This is a genomic window from Vogesella alkaliphila (genome assembly GCF_014652475.1).
In the GTDB taxonomy this organism is placed as follows: Bacteria; Pseudomonadota; Gammaproteobacteria; order Burkholderiales; family Chromobacteriaceae; genus Vogesella; species Vogesella alkaliphila.
The window spans coordinates 61,666-81,492 of sequence record NZ_BMYW01000011.1; the positions used below are offsets into that span (position 1 = coordinate 61,666).

Annotated in this window: 18 protein-coding genes and 1 pseudogene; 13 read left to right on the top strand and 6 right to left on the bottom strand. The window is 65.3% G+C overall.

Annotated elements, in window-relative coordinates; all coding sequences use genetic code 11:
• Positions 1-5 precede the first annotated feature (5 nt).
• Genes IE100_RS16480 through nagZ form a run of 5 tightly spaced genes read left to right on the top strand, consistent with a single transcriptional unit; the run spans position 6 to position 3,328 of the window.
• Positions 6-362 (top strand): antibiotic biosynthesis monooxygenase family protein, encoded by a 357-nt coding sequence (locus IE100_RS16480; protein ID WP_229800393.1) that lies wholly within the window; start codon positions 6-8, stop codon positions 360-362.
• Complete coding sequence (gene recO / locus IE100_RS14260; protein ID WP_229800394.1) at positions 343-1,071, top strand: DNA repair protein RecO; 729 nt, start codon at positions 343-345, stop codon at positions 1,069-1,071. The genes IE100_RS16480 and recO overlap by 20 nt, the downstream gene beginning before the upstream one ends.
• A gap of 25 nt (positions 1,072-1,096) precedes the next feature.
• A complete protein-coding gene (pdxJ, locus tag IE100_RS14265) occupies positions 1,097-1,831 on the top strand; it encodes a pyridoxine 5'-phosphate synthase (RefSeq protein ID WP_047966268.1) in 735 nt (244 codons plus the stop codon).
• Complete coding sequence (gene acpS / locus IE100_RS14270; protein ID WP_189375028.1) at positions 1,831-2,226, top strand: holo-ACP synthase; 396 nt, start codon at positions 1,831-1,833, stop codon at positions 2,224-2,226. Before pdxJ ends, acpS begins: the two co-directional genes overlap by 1 nt.
• A gap of 13 nt (positions 2,227-2,239) precedes the next feature.
• A complete protein-coding gene (nagZ, locus tag IE100_RS14275; RefSeq protein ID WP_189375029.1) occupies positions 2,240-3,328 on the top strand; it encodes a beta-N-acetylhexosaminidase in 1,089 nt (362 codons plus the stop codon).
• A gap of 119 nt (positions 3,329-3,447) precedes the next feature.
• Here the strand turns inward: nagZ and IE100_RS14280 are convergent, their stop codons facing one another.
• The 5 genes and pseudogenes from IE100_RS14280 to dinG all read right to left on the bottom strand — a co-directional run bounded on the left by IE100_RS14280 (position 3,448) and on the right by dinG (position 10,385).
• Positions 3,448-5,115, bottom strand: a complete 1,668-nt coding sequence (locus tag IE100_RS14280; RefSeq protein ID WP_189375030.1) for a SulP family inorganic anion transporter — start codon at positions 5,113-5,115, stop codon at positions 3,448-3,450.
• A 113-nt stretch (positions 5,116-5,228) separates the two neighbouring features.
• Positions 5,229-6,692, bottom strand: coding sequence for a cyclic-di-GMP receptor FimW-related protein (locus IE100_RS14285; RefSeq protein WP_189375031.1), 1,464 nt, complete (start codon positions 6,690-6,692; stop codon positions 5,229-5,231).
• A 178-nt stretch (positions 6,693-6,870) separates the two neighbouring features.
• A complete protein-coding gene (gene map / locus IE100_RS14290) occupies positions 6,871-7,668 on the bottom strand; it encodes a type I methionyl aminopeptidase (protein ID WP_189375032.1) in 798 nt (265 codons plus the stop codon).
• A gap of 118 nt (positions 7,669-7,786) precedes the next feature.
• A pseudogene (locus IE100_RS14295) lies at positions 7,787-8,074 on the bottom strand (DUF3579 domain-containing protein); the annotation flags it as partial.
• Positions 8,075-8,252: 178 nt separating this feature from the next.
• Positions 8,253-10,385 carry an ATP-dependent DNA helicase DinG gene (dinG, locus tag IE100_RS14300; RefSeq protein ID WP_189375033.1) on the bottom strand — a complete coding sequence of 711 codons (2,133 nt, stop codon included), beginning with the start codon at positions 10,383-10,385 and terminating at the stop codon, positions 8,253-8,255.
• 133 nt (positions 10,386-10,518) lie between these two features.
• Here dinG and IE100_RS14305 point away from each other — a divergent pair, with 133 nt between their 5' ends.
• From IE100_RS14305 to IE100_RS14330, 6 genes are all read left to right on the top strand, one after another.
• A complete protein-coding gene (locus tag IE100_RS14305; protein WP_189375034.1) occupies positions 10,519-12,486 on the top strand; it encodes an aminotransferase class I/II-fold pyridoxal phosphate-dependent enzyme in 1,968 nt (655 codons plus the stop codon).
• Between the two features lie 303 nt (positions 12,487-12,789).
• Complete coding sequence (gene argF / locus IE100_RS14310) at positions 12,790-13,713, top strand: ornithine carbamoyltransferase (protein WP_189375035.1); 924 nt, start codon at positions 12,790-12,792, stop codon at positions 13,711-13,713.
• Between the two features lie 37 nt (positions 13,714-13,750).
• Positions 13,751-14,971 (top strand): argininosuccinate synthase, encoded by a 1,221-nt coding sequence (locus tag IE100_RS14315; RefSeq protein WP_189375036.1) that lies wholly within the window; start codon positions 13,751-13,753, stop codon positions 14,969-14,971.
• A 105-nt stretch (positions 14,972-15,076) separates the two neighbouring features.
• Positions 15,077-15,280, top strand: a complete 204-nt coding sequence (locus IE100_RS14320; RefSeq protein WP_120810039.1) for a DUF2788 domain-containing protein — start codon at positions 15,077-15,079, stop codon at positions 15,278-15,280.
• Positions 15,277-15,897, top strand: a complete 621-nt coding sequence (locus IE100_RS14325; RefSeq protein ID WP_189375037.1) for a DUF1294 domain-containing protein — start codon at positions 15,277-15,279, stop codon at positions 15,895-15,897. The genes IE100_RS14320 and IE100_RS14325 overlap by 4 nt, the downstream gene beginning before the upstream one ends.
• Before the next feature lie 53 nt (positions 15,898-15,950).
• A complete protein-coding gene (locus IE100_RS14330; protein ID WP_189375038.1) occupies positions 15,951-16,436 on the top strand; it encodes a YajQ family cyclic di-GMP-binding protein in 486 nt (161 codons plus the stop codon).
• Positions 16,437-16,481: 45 nt separating this feature from the next.
• Here the strand turns inward: IE100_RS14330 and IE100_RS14335 are convergent, their stop codons facing one another.
• Entirely contained in the window at positions 16,482-16,670 is a 189-nt protein-coding gene (locus IE100_RS14335; protein ID WP_189375039.1) for a hypothetical protein, read from the bottom strand.
• Here IE100_RS14335 and IE100_RS14340 point away from each other — a divergent pair.
• Complete coding sequence (locus tag IE100_RS14340; protein WP_189375040.1) at positions 16,669-17,268, top strand: TetR/AcrR family transcriptional regulator; 600 nt, start codon at positions 16,669-16,671, stop codon at positions 17,266-17,268. The two genes, IE100_RS14335 and IE100_RS14340, sit on opposite strands and share 2 nt — an antisense overlap.
• Complete coding sequence (locus tag IE100_RS14345; RefSeq protein ID WP_189375041.1) at positions 17,258-19,819, top strand: PEP/pyruvate-binding domain-containing protein; 2,562 nt, start codon at positions 17,258-17,260, stop codon at positions 19,817-19,819. Before IE100_RS14340 ends, IE100_RS14345 begins: the two co-directional genes overlap by 11 nt.
• The last annotated feature ends 8 nt before the right edge of the window (positions 19,820-19,827 follow it).

The following is a 19,827-nucleotide window of genomic DNA, read 5'->3' on the forward strand; positions in this document are numbered from 1 at the left end:
GCCGCATGTTTGCAAACACTCCCGAGCCGCCGTACTGGGCGGTGATTTTCAGTAGCCAGCGCAGCGCCGTCGAGGACGGCTACGCCGACATGGGCGAGCGCATGGTCGAACTGGCGGCGCAGCAGCCCGGTTTTCTCGGTGTGGAGAGCGTGCGCGATGCCGACGGCTTCGGCATCACCGTGTCGTACTGGGACAGCGAGGCGGCCATCGCGGCGTGGAAGGCCAACAGCGAGCACCGGCTGGCGCAGCGAGAGGGCTTTGCGCAGTGGTACGCCGGCTTCGAGCTGCGCGTGGCGCAGGTTGGCCGCGTGCACAGCTGGCGCAAGCCGCAGGCGGGCACGGATGCAGCAGGGCAAGGTTGACCGCCAGCCGGCCTACGTGCTGCACACCCAACCCTACCGCGAGACCAGCCTGCTGGTGGAGGTGCTGACCCGCGATTACGGCCGTTTCACGCTGGTGGCGCGCGGGGCGCGGCGGCCGCGCTCCGACTTGCGCGGGCTGTTGCTGCCGTTCCAGCCCTTGCAACTGGCCTGGTTCGGCAAGGGCGAATTGCGTACCCTGCACAACGCCGACTGGCGCGGCGGCGTGCCGCAGTTTGCCGGTGCGCGGTTGGTGACCGGTTTCTATCTCAACGAGCTGGTGCTGCGACTGGCGGCCCGCGACGACCCGTCGCCGGCGCTGTTCAAACTGTACGATCGTGCGGTGCGCAGCCTGGTCGACCATGCGCAAACCGCCATCGTGCTGCGCCGCTTCGAGCTGGCGCTGCTTGAAGAGCTGGGCTACGCGCCGGCGCTGACGCAGGATCACCTGGCGCAGGCCATCGTGCCGCAGGCGCGCTATCTGTGCCGCTTCGGTGCCGCGCCGGAGCCGGCCGACGGCGAACAGGCGCCGCGCGGTGCGGCCAACGTCAGCGGCGCCACCTTGCTGGCGCTGGCCGCCGCCGATTTCGAGCAGCCGCAGACCCGGCGCGAAGCGCGCCTGCTGTTGCGGCTGTTGCTGGACGAATTGCTGGGCCCGGAGCCGCTGGCTTCGCGCGAACTCCTGACTACCCTCTACGCGCTGTCCGACTGACGGCGCGCCTTGCCGGAGATACAGAATGATACTGCTAGGTGTGAACATCGATCATGTGGCGACCCTGCGCCAGGCGCGCGGTACCCGTTTCCCCAGCCCGATCGAAGCGGCGCTGGTGGCCGAATCCAGCGGCGCCGACCTGATCACGCTGCATCTGCGTGAGGATCGCCGCCATATCCAGGACCACGATGTCGACACCATGCGCCGCGTGATCAAGACGCGCATGAACCTGGAAATGGCGCTGACCGACGAGATGCTGGCCAACGCGCTGCGCGTGCAGCCGGAAGACGTGTGCCTGGTGCCGGAGAAGCGCGAGGAAGTCACTACCGAAGGCGGCCTCGACGTGATTCGCTATTTTGACCAGGTACGCGACTTCACCCGCCAGCTGACGGCCGCCGGCAGCCGGGTGTCGATCTTCATCGACCCGGATCGCGAGCAGATCCAGGCCGCGTTCGACGCTGGCGCCCGCGTGATCGAGCTGCACACCGGCGCCTACGCCCACGCCGACTTCAAGCATGACGAGCAGCAGGCCGAGCTGGCGCGCATCCGCGAGGCTGCGGTGTTCGGCAGCCATCTCGGCATGGTGGTCAACGCCGGCCACGGCCTCAACTACCACAACGTGAAGCCGATCGCCGCGATCGAGGAGATCGCCGAGCTGAACATCGGCCACGCGCTGGTCAGCCACGCGCTGTTTGTCGGCTTTGCCGAGGCGGTGCGCCAGATGAAGGCGCTGATGATCGAAGGTCGTCAGGGGCTGTAATGATTTACGGCATCGGCACCGACATGGCGCGCATCGAGCGCTTCGACGCGCTGCTGGCTCGTCACGGTTTGCGTTGCGGCCAACGTTTGCTGGCCGAGTCCGAGCTGGCCGAACTGGCGCAGGCGAAACAGCCGGCGCGCTTTCTCGCCAAGCGCTTCGCCGCCAAGGAGGCGCTGGGCAAGGCGCTGGGTACCGGCGTGCGCGCGCCGGTGCTGCTGACCGCGATTGCCGTGGTGCACGATGCGCTGGGCAAGCCGATGTTTGCCTTTTCCGATCCGCTGCAGGACTTCCTGCACCAGCGCGGCATCTGCGCGGTGCACCTGTCGATCAGCGATGAACAACAACACGCGTTCGCTTTCGTGGTCTGCGAAAGCGCGCTTGCGGCCAACCCTTGATGGCGTCCACTCCATGAACAAGCTTCCCCTGCAACTGCCCCGTGGCCCGGTGATGATCGACGTCGCGGCCTTTACCCTGACCGCTGCCGAGCGCGAGCGCCTGTCCCACCCGCTGGTCGGCGGCGTGATCCTGTTCCGCCGCAATTTCCAGAACATCGAACAGCTACAGGCGCTGACCGCGGAGATCCGCGCACTGCGCGAGCCGCAGCTGCTGATCGCCGTCGATCACGAGGGCGGCCGCGTGCAGCGCTTCATCGACGGTTTCACCCGCCTGCCGCCGATGCGGGTGCTGGGCGAGGCGTGGGATGTCGACGCCGACAAGGCGGCGGAACTGACGCGCCAGGTCGGCTACGTGCTGGCCGCCGAGCTGCGCGCCTGCGGCATCGACCTCAGCTTCACGCCGGTGCTGGATCTGGACTGGGGGCAGTGCGCGGTGATCGGCAACCGCAGTTTCCATCGCGCCCCAGCCGTAGTGTCTGCACTGGCGCTGGCGCTGCAGCAGGGGCTGGCCGCCGGCGGCATGGCCACCTGCGGCAAGCATTTCCCCGGTCACGGTTTCGTCGAGGGTGATAGCCATCACGTGATCCCGGTCGACGAGCGTACGCTGGCGCAACTGCAGGCCGACGATCTGCAGCCGTTTGCGCAGCTGGCGGCGGCCGGCATGGCCTCGGTGATGCCGGCGCACGTGGTGTACCCGGCGGTGGACGCGCAACCGGCCGGCTTCTCGCGGCGCTGGCTGCAGGACATCCTGCGCGGCGAGCTGGGCTTCGACGGTGTGATCTTCTCCGACGACCTGACCATGGAAGGCGCCGCCGGGGTCGGCAATATCGTCGAGCGTGCCCGTGCCGCCTTCGACGCCGGCTGCGACATGGCGCTGGTGTGCAATCGTCCGGACCTGGCCGACCAGTTGCTGGCCGAGCTGACCGATCCGCAGATTACAGGGTTGGCCGCACGGCTGCAGAAGATGGCCGGGCGGGGCGCGCAGGCGGACTGGCAGGCGCTGCTGGCCACCGACAGCTTCGCGCAGGTGCGCGCGGCGGTGCAGCAGCTGAGCATGCCCAAGGATGCGCTGGCCGGGCCGGCGGTGGGCGAGGCCTGCTGAGTCCGGGCGGGGTTAACCCGTCAGCAGTAAGCGAAAAGGGCAGCCAACGGCTGCCCTTTTTCACGTCTATTTTCCGCGGCTACACCGATTGCTGCGCGGTACATCGAGACATTGCAGACTCATGCCCACACCACGCCGGCGGTGAGAATCTCTTCCGCGTGCTGCAGCGCGGTGGTCAGATCGGGCTGGATGTTGCGGTTGCCCATCTCACGGGCGAGGCGCGCCTGTTTCAGCATCTGCATCACCTCGGTGCCGGCGCCGCACAGGATCAGGGTGCGGCCCTGCGCCTTCAGGTGCCGGTTCAGCGCCGACAGCGCCAGCAGGCCGGTGGTGTCCAGCATCACCAGCCGGTGAAGTTGCAGGATGATCACCCGCGCCTCCGGACGGGCGTTGGCGATGGCCTCGATGCGGTCTGTGGCGCCGAAGAACAGCGCGCCCTCGATGCGGTAGGCGATGCAGCCGTCGGGAATGTGCTTGCCGGCGATGGAGTGGCGTTCGTACAGCTGCTGATGTTCGGCTTTCAGCTCCTGCACGCTGGTGCTGCCGGCCATGCGCTGGATGAAGAACACCGCCGCCATCATCAGCCCGATCTGCACCGCGATGGTGAGGTCGAAGATGACCGTTAGCGCGAAGGTCACCACCAGCACCAGCGTGTCGCGCTTCGGGAATTGCGCCGCCTTGCGGATGTCCCAGTCGCCCATCTTGATGGCGACCGCGATCAGGATGGCGGCCAGCACCGCCAACGGGATGTAGGCTGCCAGCGGCGCCGCGATAAGGATTACCAGTAGCAGGAACAGCGCGTGCATGATACCGGAAACCGGCGTCTTGCCGCCGTTGTTGATGTTGGTGGCGGTGCGGGCGATGGCGCCGGTGGCGGGAATGCCGCCGAAGAACGGCACCACCATGTTGGCGATGCCCTGCGCGATCAGCTCCTGGTTGGCGTCGTGCTTGTCGCCGGTCAGGTTGTCGGCGACCACGGCGCAGAGCAGCGATTCGATGGCGCCGAGCAGCGCGATGGTGAAGGCCGGGGCCAGCAGATCGGACAGGTGTTCCGGATCGAAGGCCAGGCCGTGCAGCTCGGGCAGCCCTTGCGGAATGCCGCCGAACTTGCTGCCGATGGTGGCCAGCGGCAGCGAGAACAGGCTGACGGTCAGCGTGGCCAGCACCAGCGCCACGAACGGCCCCGGCAGCTTCTGGTTCAGGGCTTTCGGCCACAGCAGGATCAGCAGCAGCGAGGCGACGGAGACGGCCACTGTCGGCGGGTCGAATTGATTGATGGTGTGGCGCAGGATGTCGACGACGGCGAAGAAACCGCTGGGCATGCTGCCGATCGGCAGGCCGAAGAAGTCCTTCAGCTGGGTGAGCAGGATCAGTACCGCGATGCCGTTGGTGAAGCCGGTAATCAGAGGCATCGGGAAGAACTTGATCACCTGCCCCAGGCGCAGCAGCCCCATCAGCACCAGCATCGCCCCGGCCATGAAGGTGCAGATGATCAGGTTGGCGAGGCCGTATTTGACCACGATGCCGTAGATGATGACGATGAAGGCGCCGGTCGGGCCGCTGACCGAGGTCTTGCTGCCGCCCAGCAGCGAGGTCAGGAAGCCGGCGATGACGGCGGTAAAGATGCCGGCCTGTGGCGGCACGCCGCTGGCAATGGCGAACGCCATCGCCAGCGGCAGCGCGACGATGCCGACGGTGACGCCGGCCATCAGGTCCTGGCGCAAGGTGGCCTTGTCGTAGCGGCGCAGGGTGTGCAGCAGGGCGGGGCGGAAGCGGACGGTGGCCATGGGGCGCTCTGGCGGCAATTGGAGAGCTACAGACTAGTAAAATCCCCATTGCCGCTCAAGGGTTTTATGCAGGTGCGGCGCCGAAAGCGCTAAAGCCTTGCCGCCGGAATGGCTCAGTGGCGCTCGGCGCGGACGTTGATCAGCTGGTAGTAGGCGGTCTGCAACAGCAGGCGGGTGGCCTTGACTGGCAGCACGCCCTGCGGCTGGTGGATCTCGAACTGGCGCAGCGCCTGGTACGGTTTGCCGTACATCACCAGCACGTCCTGCGGGTTGAGACGGGCATTGGCGGCCAGGCGGATCGCGTTTTGCGCCGGCTCGGTAGCGTGGGTGACGACCGGTTTCACCTGGATTGCCTCCGGGTTCTTGCCGACGATCTCGATGCCGCACTCGGTGTCTCCGCACGGGCTTTGGCGGTTGATCCAGCGCACCACGCCGAGGAAAGGGTCGCGGCCTGGGCGGCGGATCAGCACCAGCTCGCCGCTGCGCAGCGGCATGGTCGGCAGTTGGCCGCGCAGCAGGTAGCCACTGGCGCTCATATTGCACACCTGCATGTGCGCCACGGGGGGCGTGTTGTCGCTGGCGGCTTGCAGTGCCTGCCAGCAATGGTCGAGGGTGGCGTGCAGCTGCACGAACTCCTCGTTCTTGCTGTGCAGGCGCAGGTAGCGCCGTTGCGGCGGATAGACCAGCTCCTGGCGCAGTTTCAGGATCAGCTGCTGTTCCAGCTGCGCCGCGGCATCCAGCTGCGGGGTGGTCTGGCTTTTCTCTTCCCAGGACTGCAGCACGCGGTGCACACCCAGCAGTAGCTGGGCGTGTTCCGGCCCCGGCTTGCCGCGGATGCTGCTGTGGCGCGGTGCGGCGTCGCGCTCCAGATCGACGATAAAGCCGTTGGCGTCCACGGCCGATGCCAGTGGCAGCAGCAGCGCGTGCTTGCCGCCTTCGCGCACCAGTTGTACCAGGCACTCGATGCGTACCGGGTCCAGCCGGTTACTGGCGGCGACGCCGAGCAGCAGCAGCTGGCGGTACAGCGCGCCGAGGGTGTCATGCTTGCCGGCAGCGATCTTGTTTTCCCAGCCGCCATCCAGCAGGTAGCGGTACAGGCGGTGACAATCCTGCCAGAAGCCATGCGGCAGGTTGCTGTAGCCGAGTGCATGGCTGCGCAGCACCTCGATGGCGCAGGCGAGGCAGTCGGCACAGGCGTCGATCTTGCTCTTGTTGCTGCTGAAAAAACCGCTGCGGGCGGCTTCCTGCTGCAGCACCTGCTTTGCCTGGTGCAGCAGGCTGGCGGCAAGCGCCTGAGCCAGCACCATGGCGAATAGTGCCTGCTGCGGCTGCGAGGCATCCAGGCGTCGGGCCAGCTCCAGCAGGGTCGGTAGCAGGCTATCGGCCTGTGCGCGTTGGTCCGGTTGCAGGGGCGTGCGGTTGCCGGTCAATGCGGCATGCAGCTCGCGCAGCAGGGTCTCGGCGGCGGCAAGGGTCTGCCGCGCGCCTTGTTCGCGGGCGTGTTCGCCGCTGGCGCGCATCAGGTCGGCAAATTCGACTGCTTCGGCCAGATCGATGGCCATGACGAGGGTCAGCACATTCAAGGCACCAGCTCGGAAAGTGGGGAGGGTGGCGTGCTCTGCGCGCGCCGGTAACAGGGCATTGTGCCTGCTTAGTGGCGGAAGAAAAGGGGGGGGTGATCGTTTTTTGGCGGGAGTGTGCATATTCACGCAACAGGCCGGACACATGGTCCGGCCTTGCTGAAGTTGCTGCGGCTTATTTCCACACCGGTTTTGGCGGGGTGCCGTCGGAGGTGGTCATGATCTCGTAGCCGGTTTCGGTGACCAGCACGGTGTGTTCCCACTGCGCCGACAGGCTGCGGTCCTTGGTGACCACGGTCCAGCCATCGGCCAGCAGGCGCAGGTGGCGCTTGCCCTGGTTGATCATCGGCTCGATGGTGAAGATCATGCCGGCCTTCAGTTCCATGCCGGTGCCCGGCTGGCCGTAGTGCAACACTTGCGGCTCTTCGTGGAACTTGGTGCCGATGCCGTGGCCGCAGAATTCCTGCACCACGCTGTAGCCGGCAGCCTCGGCGTGGCGCTGGATGGCGTTGCCGATGTCACCGAGGCGGGCGCCCGGCTTGACCTTCTCGATGCCCTTCCACATGCACTCGTAGGTGACCTTGCACAGGCGGCGCGCGAAGTCGCTGACCTGGCCGACGTAGTACATGCGGCTGTTGTCGCCGTGGTAGCCATCCTTGATCACGGTGATGTCCATGTTCAGGATGTCGCCGTTTTTCAGCGGCTTGTCGTCGGGAATGCCGTGGCAGATCACGTGGTTGATCGAGGTGCAGATCGATTTCGGATACGGAATGCCGCCATCCGGCGCGTAGTTCAGCGGCGCCGGGATGGTGCCCTGCACGTTGACCATGTAGTCGTGGCAGAGCTGGTTCAGTTCGTTGGTGGTGACGCCGGGTTTGACGAAGGGCGTGATGTAGTCGAGCACTTCCGCGGCGAGCCGTCCGGCAACGCGCATTTTTTCGATATCTTGCTGGCTTTTGATCAGTGTGGACATGCGTTCATCGCTTGATGGGTTCAAGCCGTCATGATAGCAAACATCACGTTAGCGGACGACCCGCGCCGTCTGCCTGCGTGCGGCCAACATGTCAGGCCAGGAACTGGTTCGGGTAGATTTCGTCGATCAGGGTACGGCAGTCCACGATGCGCAGATCGTTGTCCTTGGCGAAATCCATCAGGAAGCGGAATACCTGCGGCTGGTTTTTTTCCAGCTTCTTGTCCACCGCGACGCAGCGGACGTTGTCCAGCATCATCGGGCGTACAAACTGGTGATAGGCGAGTTTCTGGTCGTCGCCAAACGAAGAGAGGATGCCGGCGAGGCGCTCGGCCCAGTCGCTGGGGCGGAACGTGCGGCCTTCGGATGTCAGGCCTTGGATAACGATTTCGTATGGATTACAGATCATGGCTTAACCGGGCGCGTTCTTGAGTGGGTGTGGTCTCTTGCCCTGTGCTGAATTGTTATTTGGCAGAGCAAACTGTTCTGCGATGTCAGTCACGGTTCGGGTTTACCCGCTATTCTACCGTAAAACCGGGTGGGCATCATCCTGCGCGGAGGCCGCCGAACGGCGGCTTTCCCCAATATCAAATCCGGCGGAATGGTGGCAGGGCGGCCAGCAGGCGTTTGCCATAGTTCTGGCGCACGATGCGGGTGTCCAGAATGGTGACGCGGCCATAGTCCTGCTCGGTGCGGATCAGGCGGCCGACGGCCTGGATCAACTTGATCGACGCCTCCGGCACCGTCAGCTCCACGAACGGGTTGCCGCCGCGTTTCTCGATCCAGCGCGACAGGGTGCGGCCGACCGGGTCGTCCGGCATCGCGAACGGCAGCTTGGCGATGATCACGTGCACGCAGGCTTCGCCCGGCAGGTCCAGCCCCTCGGAGAACGAGTCCAGCCCGAACAGCACGCTGGCATGACCGGCCTGCAGCGCGTCGCGGTGGTTCTGCAGCAGCACCGCCTTGGGCAGCTCGCCCTGCATCTGCACCCGTTCGCGCAGGTTGGCCGCAAGCCCTTCCGCCACTTCCTGCATCTGCTTGCGCGAGGTGAACAGCACCAGCGTGCCGACCGCCTCGTTGAGGTCGATCAGCTTGGGCAGCCAGTCGATGATTTCGCGGGTGTGGCCGGCCGGGTCTTTCGGGGTGCTGAGTAGTGGTGGCACGTACAGTTCGCCCTGCACGCTGAAGTTGAACGGCGAATCCAGCGCCACGGACTGCACCTGCTCCAGCCACTTGAGGCCGGTCTGCGACAGTAGCAGGTCGAAAGTGCCCAGCGAGCGCAGCGTGGCCGAGGTCAGCACCGCGCCGGCGGCACGGCGCCACAGCGTGGCCGCGAGGCTGCCGGCGGCGCTCACCGGCGAGGCGGAGAACAGGTAGTCACCCTTGCCGTCGGCGCGACGGGTCACCCACTTGGCGATCGGCGGTGCGTTTTCTTCCGGCTCCTTCTCGAACAGGTCCCACAGTGCCATCAGCTGTTCGCACTTGCCAACCATGAAGCCGACGTCGGAGCTGGTCTTGTCGATCAGCAGCGTCTCCTGCTGCTTGTCCTTGCGCAACTGGGCCAGGCCGTCGCTCATGCCGGTCAGGTTCTTGTAGAGCATGCGCGCCGACAGCGCCATGTTGGCCGCCGGGATCTTCATCGACTCCGGCAGCACGCCGTCCTCGATCAGCCACGACGGCTCCAGATTGTCGCTGCTGGCTTCCAGCGACGGCTCGGTCTGCAGCAGCCACAGCCATTCGGTGAGACTCTCCATGCAGGCCGCCGCCGCCTCGCAGGCGTTGCTGGCCAGCTCCGGCTTGTCGATCAGGCTTTCGACGCGGGTGGCCAGCGGCGTGATCTTGTCCAGCCACGCCATCGCCTGCGCCAGGCTGTGTTCGGCGGCGAACTGGTTGACCGCCTTCTTGGCCAGATGGTGCGCCTCGTCGATGCAGTAGAAGCTGTTTTCCGGCGCCGGCAGGATCACGCCGCCGCCCATCGCCACGTCGGCCAGCATCAGGTCGTGGTTGGCTACCACGATGTCGACGGTTTCCAGCGTTTCGCGCGCCAGGTAGAACGGGCACTCCGGGCGGTTGGGGCAGCCGGCTTTCAGGCAGCCGTGGCGGTCGTTGGTGACGCGGCGCCACAGCTCGTCGTTGATCATCTCCGGCCAGCTGTCGCGATCGCCGTTCCACTTGCGGTAGTAGAAGGCGTCGGCCAGCTGGCGCAGCGCCTCGATCTCGCCCTGTTCCGGCTTGCGCTCCCACAGCGCCAGCGCCGGGTCCTGCGCGATCAGCTCGCCCTGCGCGGTGTCGGCGGTGAGCTGGTACAGGCGGTACGGGCACAGGTAGCGGCCGCGGCCCTTGGCCAGTGCGAAGGTGGCCGGCAGGCCGCTTTTCTCGATGGCGAACGGCAGGTCGCGGTTGACCAGCTGTTCCTGCAGCGCGATGGTGGCGCTGGTGACCACCAGCTTCTTGCCGCGCGATTTGGCCATCACGCCGCCGGCCAGCAGGTAGGCCAGGCTCTTGCCGACGCCGGTCGGGCCTTCGATCACGGCGATGCTCTCGCCGTTGCGCTCCGGCGCGTCGTCGCTGTCCTCGGCTTTGCTCAGGGTGTTGCCGAAGGCGTTGGCGACGGTGGCCAGCATCTGGCGCTGGGCGGCACGGGGGCGGAAGCCCGGCAGGTTGTCGGCAATGGCGCGATAGTACTCGCGCAGGGAATCTTTTTCGGCGTCGGTCAGCATCCGCGCATTGTAGCGGATTGGCCGCCCGCCTGCTTTGCCGCGTCGCCGGCCAAGGCGGCCTCGCAACGCCGTTTAGCAGTCTGTCATCGGGGCGGCTAGACTGGGAGCACGGCTGGCGCCGCAGGAGGAAACCATGACACCAGTAAGCCGGGTCTTGATCGTCAGCAACGACGCACGCTGGCAGGCCAGCGTGCTGGCGGGGCTGAACGCGGCCGCCGCGAAACTGCACAATCCGCTGGGTCTGTGCTTTGCCAGCGTCGCCTGCAGCCGCGACGCGCTGGCGCAGGTGGCGCACGACGGCGAGCTGCAGTTCGTGCTGCTGGACAAGGGTCTGAAGGAGCAGGGGCAGACGCAGCCGGTGGTGGAGCTGGCCAACCAGCTCTCCGCGCTGCGGCCGGAGCTGTCGCTGTACATCCTGCTGCAGGACGACGACGAGAAGGTGCTGATGGAGACGCTGGCCAGCCACGCGGTGGACGGCTATTTCTATCGCGACGAGCAGGATTTTCACGGCTGGTTCCGCATCCTTGCCGCCGAGCTGGCCGAGAAATCGGCGACGCCGTTCTACGACCGTCTCAAGCTGTACGTCAGCATGGCCAAGGACTCGTGGCATACCCCCGGCCACTCCGGCGGCGACTCGTTCAAGAACAGCCCGTGGGTGGGCGATTTCTACGATTTCGTCGGCGAGGAAATGCTGCGCGCCGACCTGTCGGTGTCGGTGCCGATGCTGGACTCGCTGCTGCACCCGACCGGGGTGATCGCGGACGCGCAAACGTTGGCCGCAAAGGCCTTCGGCGCGCGCAAGACCTATTTCGCCACCAACGGCACCTCCACCTCCAACAAGGTGATCTTCCAGACGCTGCTGGCGCCGGGCGACAAGCTGCTGCTGGACCGCAACTGCCACAAGTCGGTGCACCACGGCGTGATCCTGTCCGGCGCGCTGCCGGTGTACCTGGATTCCTCGGTCAACCGCCACTACGGCATCTTCGGGCCGGTGCCCAAAGCGGTGATCTTCGACGCCATTGCGGCCAACCCCGATGCACGGGCGCTGATCCTGACCTCCTGCACCTACGACGGCCTGCGCTACGACCTGCCGCCCATCGTCGCCGCCGCCCACGCTGCCGGCATCAAGGTGGTGGTCGACGAAGCCTGGTACGGTCACGCCCGCTTTCACCACGCGCTGCGGCCAACGGCGCTGGAGTCCGGCGCCGACTATGTCACGCAAAGCACGCACAAGGTGCTGTCGGCGTTCTCGCAGGCGAGCATGATCCACGTGAACGACCCGGCCTTCGATGAGCACCTGTTCCGCGAAAACTTCAACATGCACGCCTCGACCAGCCCGCAGTACAACCTGATCGCCAGCCTCGACGTGGCGCGCAAGCAGGCGGTGACCGAGGGCTTCCGCCTGCTCGACCGAGCGCTGAAGCTGGCGCAGGAATTGCGGCAGAAGATCAACGCCACTGGCGCCTTTCGCGTGCTGGAACTGGATGACCTGCTGCCGGACAGCGTGCGCGACGACGGCGTCCGTCTCGATCCGACCAAGCTGACGGTGGACATCTCGCAGGCTGGCTACAGCGCCGACGAGTTGCAGCGCGCGCTGTTCGAGCGCTTCAACATCCAGTTCGAGAAATCCACCTTCAATACCATCACCCTGCTGCTGACGGTGGGCACCACGCGCAGCAAGGTGTCGCGGCTGTTCGACGCGCTGCTGCGGCTGGCCAAGGAGCAGCGCCCGCCACGGCGACTGGGGCGGATGCCGGAAATCCCCGGCTTCACCCGCCTGGCCTGCCTGCCGCGCGATGCCTTCTACGAGACGGGCGAGCGCCTGCCGCTGTTCGACGACGAGGGACGAGCCAACCCGGAGCTGAGCGGCCGCGTCTGTTGCGACCAGATCGTGCCCTATCCGCCGGGCATCCCGGTACTGGTGCCGGGGCAGGTGATCGACGACGGCATCATCGCCTACCTGGCACGGCTGCTGAAAACGCAGAAGCGCATCGAGATGCACGGCCTGGACGAGGAGGGCGGCGAGTACCGGGTGCGGGTGCTGAGGGCGGCGGAACTGGCGGCCTTGCCGGGACAGGCCGGCGCGGCGGCGCGGGAATGAGCGCCGGTGCGCTGCTGTTGATTATGCTAAACACTGGTAATTGGCTAGCCGGCTGATTCATATCGGTTTTTTTGAAAAATAGCGTGCGGGTGCTGGCGCGCAAATGCCACACAGACTTGTCACCGGATTGGATTTCGGATACATATAACCATGTCGCAATTCTGTAAAACATGAAATAGACATGAGCGGATGTTGCGACAATCCGAGCCAGGCAACGCCAGTTTGCGTGTAGTAATGTGCCACTGCGCATGAAAACGCCACGTTTTCACGCTGCCGTGGCATTCATTTTTTCCGGAATTCAACATGACCAAAACCAGACATTTTTTACAATTCAGCGACCTGACAGCCGAAGAGTGCCAGCACATCTTCCACCGAGCGCAGGTTCTGAAGCGACGACATGTCTCTGGCGAGCTGTACCGTCCGCTGCTGGGCAAGGTCATGACCATGATTTTCGAGAAGAATTCCACGCGCACCCGCGTGTCGTTCGAGGCCGGCATGTCGCAGCTGGGCGGTCACGCCATGTTCCTCGATGGCAAGAGCTCGCAGATCGGCCGCGGCGAGCCGGTGGAAGACACCGCGCGCGTGCTGTCGCGCATGAGCGACATCATCATGATCCGCACCTTCGAGCAGAACATGGTGGAAACGCTGGCCGCCAACTCGCGCGTGCCGGTGATCAACGGCCTGACCAACGAATACCATCCGTGCCAGATTCTGGCCGACATCCTGACCTATATCGAACACCGCGGTGACATCCGTGGCAAGACGGTGGCCTGGATCGGCGATGGCAACAACATGAGCCGCACCTGGCTGCAGGCGGCCAAGCTGCTGGGCTTCAAGTTGCAGATCGCGACCCCGGTCGGTTACGAGCTGACGGTGCTGGACGGCCAGGACTACGGCGCGGACTGCTTCGCCGCGTCGAACGACCCGATGACCGCCGCGCGCGGCGCCGACCTGGTGACCACCGACGTGTTCACCAGCATGGGCTACGAGGGCGAGGCCGAGGCGCGCCGCCAGGCCTTCGACGGTTTCATGGTCACCAGCGAGCTGATGGCTGCGGCCAACCCTGACGCGTTGTTCATGCACTGCCTGCCGGCGCACCGCGGCGAAGAAGTGGCTGCCGCTGTCATTGACGGCCCGCAAAGCGTAGTATGGGACGAGGCTGAGAATCGCATGCACGCCCAGAAAGCCCTGATTGAATACTTGATGCTGGGTCGTATTGACGACTGATCCGGCGGCAACCCAAGCGTATCTGAAAGAGAAAACGATGTCTGATATCAACAAAGTCGTACTTGCCTATTCCGGCGGCCTCGATACTTCGGTGATCCTGAAGTGGCTGCAAGACACCTACCAGTGCGAAGTGGTGACCTTCACCGCCGACCTGGGCCAGGGCGAAGAACTGGAACCGGCACGCCAGAAGGCGCTGCAGTTCGGCATCAAGCCGGAAAACATCTTTATCGACGACCTGCGCGAAGAATTCGTGCGCGACTTCGTGTTCCCGATGTTCCGTGCCAACACCGTGTACGAAGGCGAGTACCTGCTGGGTACCTCCATCGCCCGTCCGCTGATCGCCAAGCGCCAGATCGAGATCGCCAACCTGACCGGCGCCGACGCGGTATCGCACGGCGCGACCGGCAAGGGTAACGACCAAGTGCGTTTCGAGCTGGGCTACTACGGCCTGAAGCCGGACGTGAAAGTGATCGCCCCGTGGCGCGAGTGGGACCTGCTGTCCCGCGAGAAGCTCTTGGCCTACGCCGAGAAGAATGGCATCCCGGTAGAAGCCAAGCACAAGGGCGGCGGCGCGCCGTACTCGATGGACGCCAACCTGCTGCACATCTCCTTCGAAGGCCGCCACCTGGAGAACCCGTCCGCCGAGGCCGAGGAAGCCATGTGGCGCTGGAGCGTGTCGCCGGAAGCGGCACCGGATGCGCCGGAATACCTGGACGTCGAGTTCGAAAAAGGCGACATCGTGGCACTGAACGGCGTGCGCCTGAAGGCCCACGAAGTGCTGGCCAAGCTGAACGAGCTGGGCGGCAAGCACGGCATCGGCCGTCTCGACCTGGTGGAAAACCGCTACGTCGGCATGAAGTCGCGCGGCTGCTACGAAACCCCGGGCGGTACCATCATCCTGAAGGCGCACCGCGCGATCGAGTCCATCACCCTGGACCGCGAAGTGGCGCACCTGAAGGACGACCTGATGCCGCGCTACGCCAGCATGATCTACAACGGCTACTGGTGGGCACCGGAGCGCAAGGCGCTGCAGACCCTGATCGACTACACCCAGCAGAGTGTCAACGGCTGGGTGCGCCTGAAGCTGTACAAGGGCAACGTGATCGTGGTCAGCCGCGACTCGAAGACCAACTCGCTGTTCGACATGAACATCGCGACCTTCGACGACGACGGTGGTGCCTACAACCAGGCCGACGCCGGCGGCTTCATCAAGCTGAACGCACTGCGCATGCGCATTGCCGGCCGCATGAACAAGTAAGCCGGACTGATCTGGCTCATGAAACCGCACCTCATCGGGTGCGGTTTTTTATTGCCGCTTTTATAATCTGCGGCCAACCTTACCGATCCGTATGCAGGGGACAGCATGAGCGAAGAAGAATTCACCAACTGGTCGATGGGCATCCTGCTCACCGGCCTGATCATTTTCATGGGCTTCATCATCTGGGACCTGGGCAAGAAATCCGGCGCCGGCAAGACCGGCATGATCGCGCTGTTCGTGGTGCTGGGCTTCGGCGTGATGGGCTTCGTGTTCAAGAACATCCTGGTCGAGTTCCTGGTGATGAAATGAGCGGCGGCGCGCGTCAGGAAAAGGGCGTCATCAGCCGCTGGCAGGACGAACGCGGCTTCGGCTTCATCCAGCCGGAGCAGGGCGCGGCGCTGTTTGTGCACGTCAGTGCCTTTGCCGCCACGCCGCGCCGACCGGCGGTGGGCGATGCGGTGTACTTCCTGCGCGCGCGGGACGACAAGGGCAAGCCGCGCGCCAGCTGGGCCGCATTCGCCACCGTGCCGCAGCAGGCGGTGACGGCACGGGCGCTGCCGGACAACACGCCGCGGCCGTGGCTGGCGGTGCTGTTCGTGATCGCGCTGTGTGCGCTATACGTGCGCGGCTTGTTGCCGCGCGACGTGCTGATGCTGTACGCGGTGATCAGCGTGCTGACGGTACTGGTCTACCAGCGCGACAAGACGGCGGCGCTGCGTAACCGTTGGCGCACGCCGGAGCGCACGCTGCACTGGCTGGCGCTGCTGGGCGGCTGGCCGGGCGCGATGCTGGCGCAATACTGGTTCCGCCACAAATCGACCAAGCCGGCTTTTCGCCGCTGGTTCTGGGCGACGGTGCTGGGCAATGCCACGCTGCTGGCTTATGGCCTGCATCAGGGCGAGCGCTGGCTGGCGCTGCTACGCTGACAATTACCGGGCGCAGCGCTAGAATATGCGCCAATTTTGATAAGGAAGATGTGATGCCGTCATTTGATACCGTTTCCGAAGTGGATACCGTCGAAGTTCGCAACGCGGTCGACCAGACCAGCAAGGAAGTGGCGACCCGCTACGATTTCAAGGGCACCAGCGCCAGCCTGGAGCTGAAGGAAAAAGTGATTACCCTGCACGGTGACGCCGAATTCCAGATCCAGCAAATCCTGGACATCCTGCTGGGCAAGCTGGCCAAGCGTGGCATCGACGTGCGCTGCCTGGAGTACGGCGACGTGAAGCAGGTCGGCGGCAACAAGGCCACCCAGACCGTGACCGTCAAGGAAGGCATCGAGACCGAGCTGGCGAAGAAGATCGTCAAGTTGATCAAGGACGCCAAGCTCAAGGTGCAGGCCAGCATCCAGGGCGAGGCGGTGCGCGTGACCGGCGCCAAGCGCGACGACCTGCAGGCGGTGATGGCGCTGCTGCGCAAGGAAGTGACCGATTTCCCACTGCAATTCAACAACTTCCGCGACTGATTGTCTCGCGTTGTCACAAAAAGGCTGCCCGGCGGGCAGCCTTTTTCATTGCGGCCAACCTTCATGCTTGGCCGCAATGCTTGGACGGGCGGGCAGCGTGGCATCCTGCGGTTGGCGGCTGTGGCCATTTTGCGACGGCCAGTCATGAAAAAGGCATTCGCCATGACAAAGCATTGCAAAAAATTGAACGACGTTCAAAAATAAACGACGTTCAAATTTTTTGGGGTGTCTCATGCAAGAGCCCAGCCGCCGCGAGCGCAAGCAGCAAGAGAGCGCCGATCACATCAGCCGTATCGCCATGGCATTGTTTGCCGAGCGCGGCTACGTCAACATCACCATGGAAGAAATCGCCCGCGCGGCCGACGTCGCCAAGGGCACGCTGTACAGCCGCTTTCCGGTCAAGGAGGCCATCCTCAGCCACTTCATCCTGGCGGAAATGCGCGACGCTGCGCCCGCGCTGATGGCGCAGCTGCAAACATTGCCTGATTGCCGCACCCGCCTGCAGAGGTATTTCCGTCACGGGGCGCACTTTGCCCAGCAATACCGCGACTATCTGCGCCCCTATCTGCAATACCGCTTTGGCCAGGTGTTTCAGGCCGACCGCCAGCGCAGCAATATGGGCCAGATCCTGACCGCGCTGCTGGGCGAGGGCATGGCCGATGGCGAGATCCGCCGCGACATCCCCCTGCCGCAGCAGGTGCTGGCACTGGAAATGCACTACGTGGGGGTGTTGATGGCTTGGCTATCGCTGGACGGCCTGGATCTGGCCGCGCTGCTCGACACGATGCTGACCCTGTTCCTGGATGGTGCGGAGGTGCGCGATGCTGCTTGACTGGACCCAGACCCGCGACAGCGGCGTGACCGACACCGGCGGCAAGGCCTTCAACCTGGCGCGGCTGGCGGCGTATGGCTTTGCCGTGCCGGACGGGCGCGTGCTGCCCGCCTGCCATTACCGCGCCTGGCTGAATGCAGGCAAACCCGCGCTGGCCACCTGGCCTGCCTTGCAAACGTTGGCCGCCAGCCTGCCGGATGACTGGCTGACGCGGCCGCTGGCGGTGCGCTCCTCGGCACTGGCCGAAGACGGCGAGCAGGCCTCGTTTGCCGGGATCCACCGCAGCGTGCTGGGGGTGGTGGGTGAACCGGCGCTGCTGGCGGCCATCGAGCAGGTCTATCACAGCGTGGAGAGCCCGCAGGCACGGGCCTACCGCGGCAGGTTCGACATTCCAGACGACGCCGTTGCCATGGCGGTGCTCATCATGCCGTTGCTGGATGCCGATTGCGCGGGGGTGGCCTTTAGCTGCAATCCGGCCACCGGCCGTCGCGACCAGATGCTGATTCAGGCCACCTTCGGCTTGGGCGAGACGCTGGTGTCCGGCCAGTGTGACCCGGACGAAGCCCTGCTCGACATGCCGCAGTGGCAGGCGATGCGTGTTGCCGGCTACCGCATCGGCGATAAACAGCGCAGCAGCCGGATGAATGCCAGCGGAGGCCTGAAGCAAAGCCATGCGGCCAACCTTGAGCGGGTACTGAACGATGCCGCTCTCGTGCAGCTGGCCGGCCTGTGCCGTGACGTGGCCGAGGCGCTGGATGACACCCGTCCGTGTTTTGACATCGAATGGCTGCAGCAGGACGGGCAATTCTGGATCGTGCAGGCGCGGCCGGTTACCCGGCTGGGCGAAGTCATTTCCGCCGCCCTGGCCAGTCAGGGCGGTTTCTGGTCGAACGGCAATAGCCGCGACGTGGCACCGTATGTGATGTCGCCCATGGACTGGAGCCTGTGCCGCGGGCTGATCGACAGCATGCTCACCCGCTACCTGGATCTCAGCGGCAGCCCGCGGCTAGCCGGCGCCGAGCGCGCCCGGCTGCTCCATGGTCGCCTGTATCTGCACTTGAGCCTGATGCAGTGGGAGTGCCACGACAGTCTGGGCGTGGATACCGCGATCTTCAACCAGCTGGCAGGGGGCGTTCAGCCGGAAATCCGCGTTTCAGCCCCGGGGTGGCGGCAAAAGTGGCGACACATCGGCCGCGTCACCAGGCTGTTGCTCCGCACCGCCAGCCTGCGGCGCAATGCCGACACCCTGTACCGGCAAGCACTGGCGCGTGCCGGGGCGTGGCGGCAGCTGGATCTGACAAGCTTGGGCGCGGCCGGCCTGGCGGACCTGTTGCAGCAGTGGCAAACCACTCTGCTGCACGGTGAAGAAGGGCTGCAAGCCCTGCAAGCGGGGGCGGGCGGCAACCTGTCCTTCCTGCTCCAGCTGCTGGCCCGCTACGCCCCGGGGCAGGAGTACGGCCTGATCAATGGTCTGCTCGCCGACAATCCGCTCAGCTTCACCGCCACCCAGAACATGCGCCTGCTGTCACTGGCCAGACTGGCCGGCAGCGACAGCCGCATCGTGCAGTGGCTGACCGACCCGGCGCGAGACACGCAAGACTGGGTGCAACGTTGGCCGCAACACACGCCGTTCGGTGCGGCCTTTGCCGCCTACCTGGCAGACTACGGCCACCGCGCCGTGTACGAATCCGACACCCGCCAGCCACGCTGGCGCGAAGCGCCCGGCTATCTGTTCGACGCCATCGTCGGCCTGCTGGCGGTGGACGAAGCATTGCTTGCCAGCCGTCGCCAGGCACAATCCGCCACTGCCTTTGCCACGGCAAGCCGCCTGTTGCCATGGTACTGGAGGCCGATGCTGCGTTCGCTGGTACAAAAATGTGCCCGCGATCTGGGCCAGCGCGAGCTGGCGCGCAGCGGCATCTTTTCCTATCTCGAGCCATGCCGTCTGGCACTGCTGCACATCGGGCAGCGCTGGCAGGCAGAGGGCATGCTGTGCACCGCTGACGACGTGTTCTATCTGACCTTGCGCGAAGTGATGCAGGTGCTGCGCGGCGAGCGCAGACCAGGCCTCGCCGCCATGGTGGCCGACCGCCGCCGGCAACGCGCGGCCTGGGAAGCCAGTCCGCTGCCGGATGTGGTGCATTACGGCGCCAGCCGCACCGAGAGCCCGATACCCACCGCCGTCAGCGGGGATGTGCTGCAGGGACTGCCGGTCGCCAGCGGCACGGCACGGGGTCGGGTGCGGCGCGTGTTGACACCGGATGACGGCATTCGTCTGCAGCGCGGCGAGATCCTGCTGGCGCCGTCCACCGACCCGGCCTGGACCCCGCTGTTCTTGCGTGCCGGCGGGCTGATCATGGAAAGCGGCGGCTATCTGTCGCACGGCGCCATCGTCGCGCGCGAATTCGGCGTGCCGGCGGTGGTGAACCTGCCCGGCGTGCTGGCCTTGCTGCAGGATGGCGACGAGGTGGAAGTGTGCGGCAGCAGCGGGCAGGTACGGCGGCTGGCAACGGCCGCGCCATCCGTCGAGCGCGAGCGTACCGACGGCTAGCAATAAAA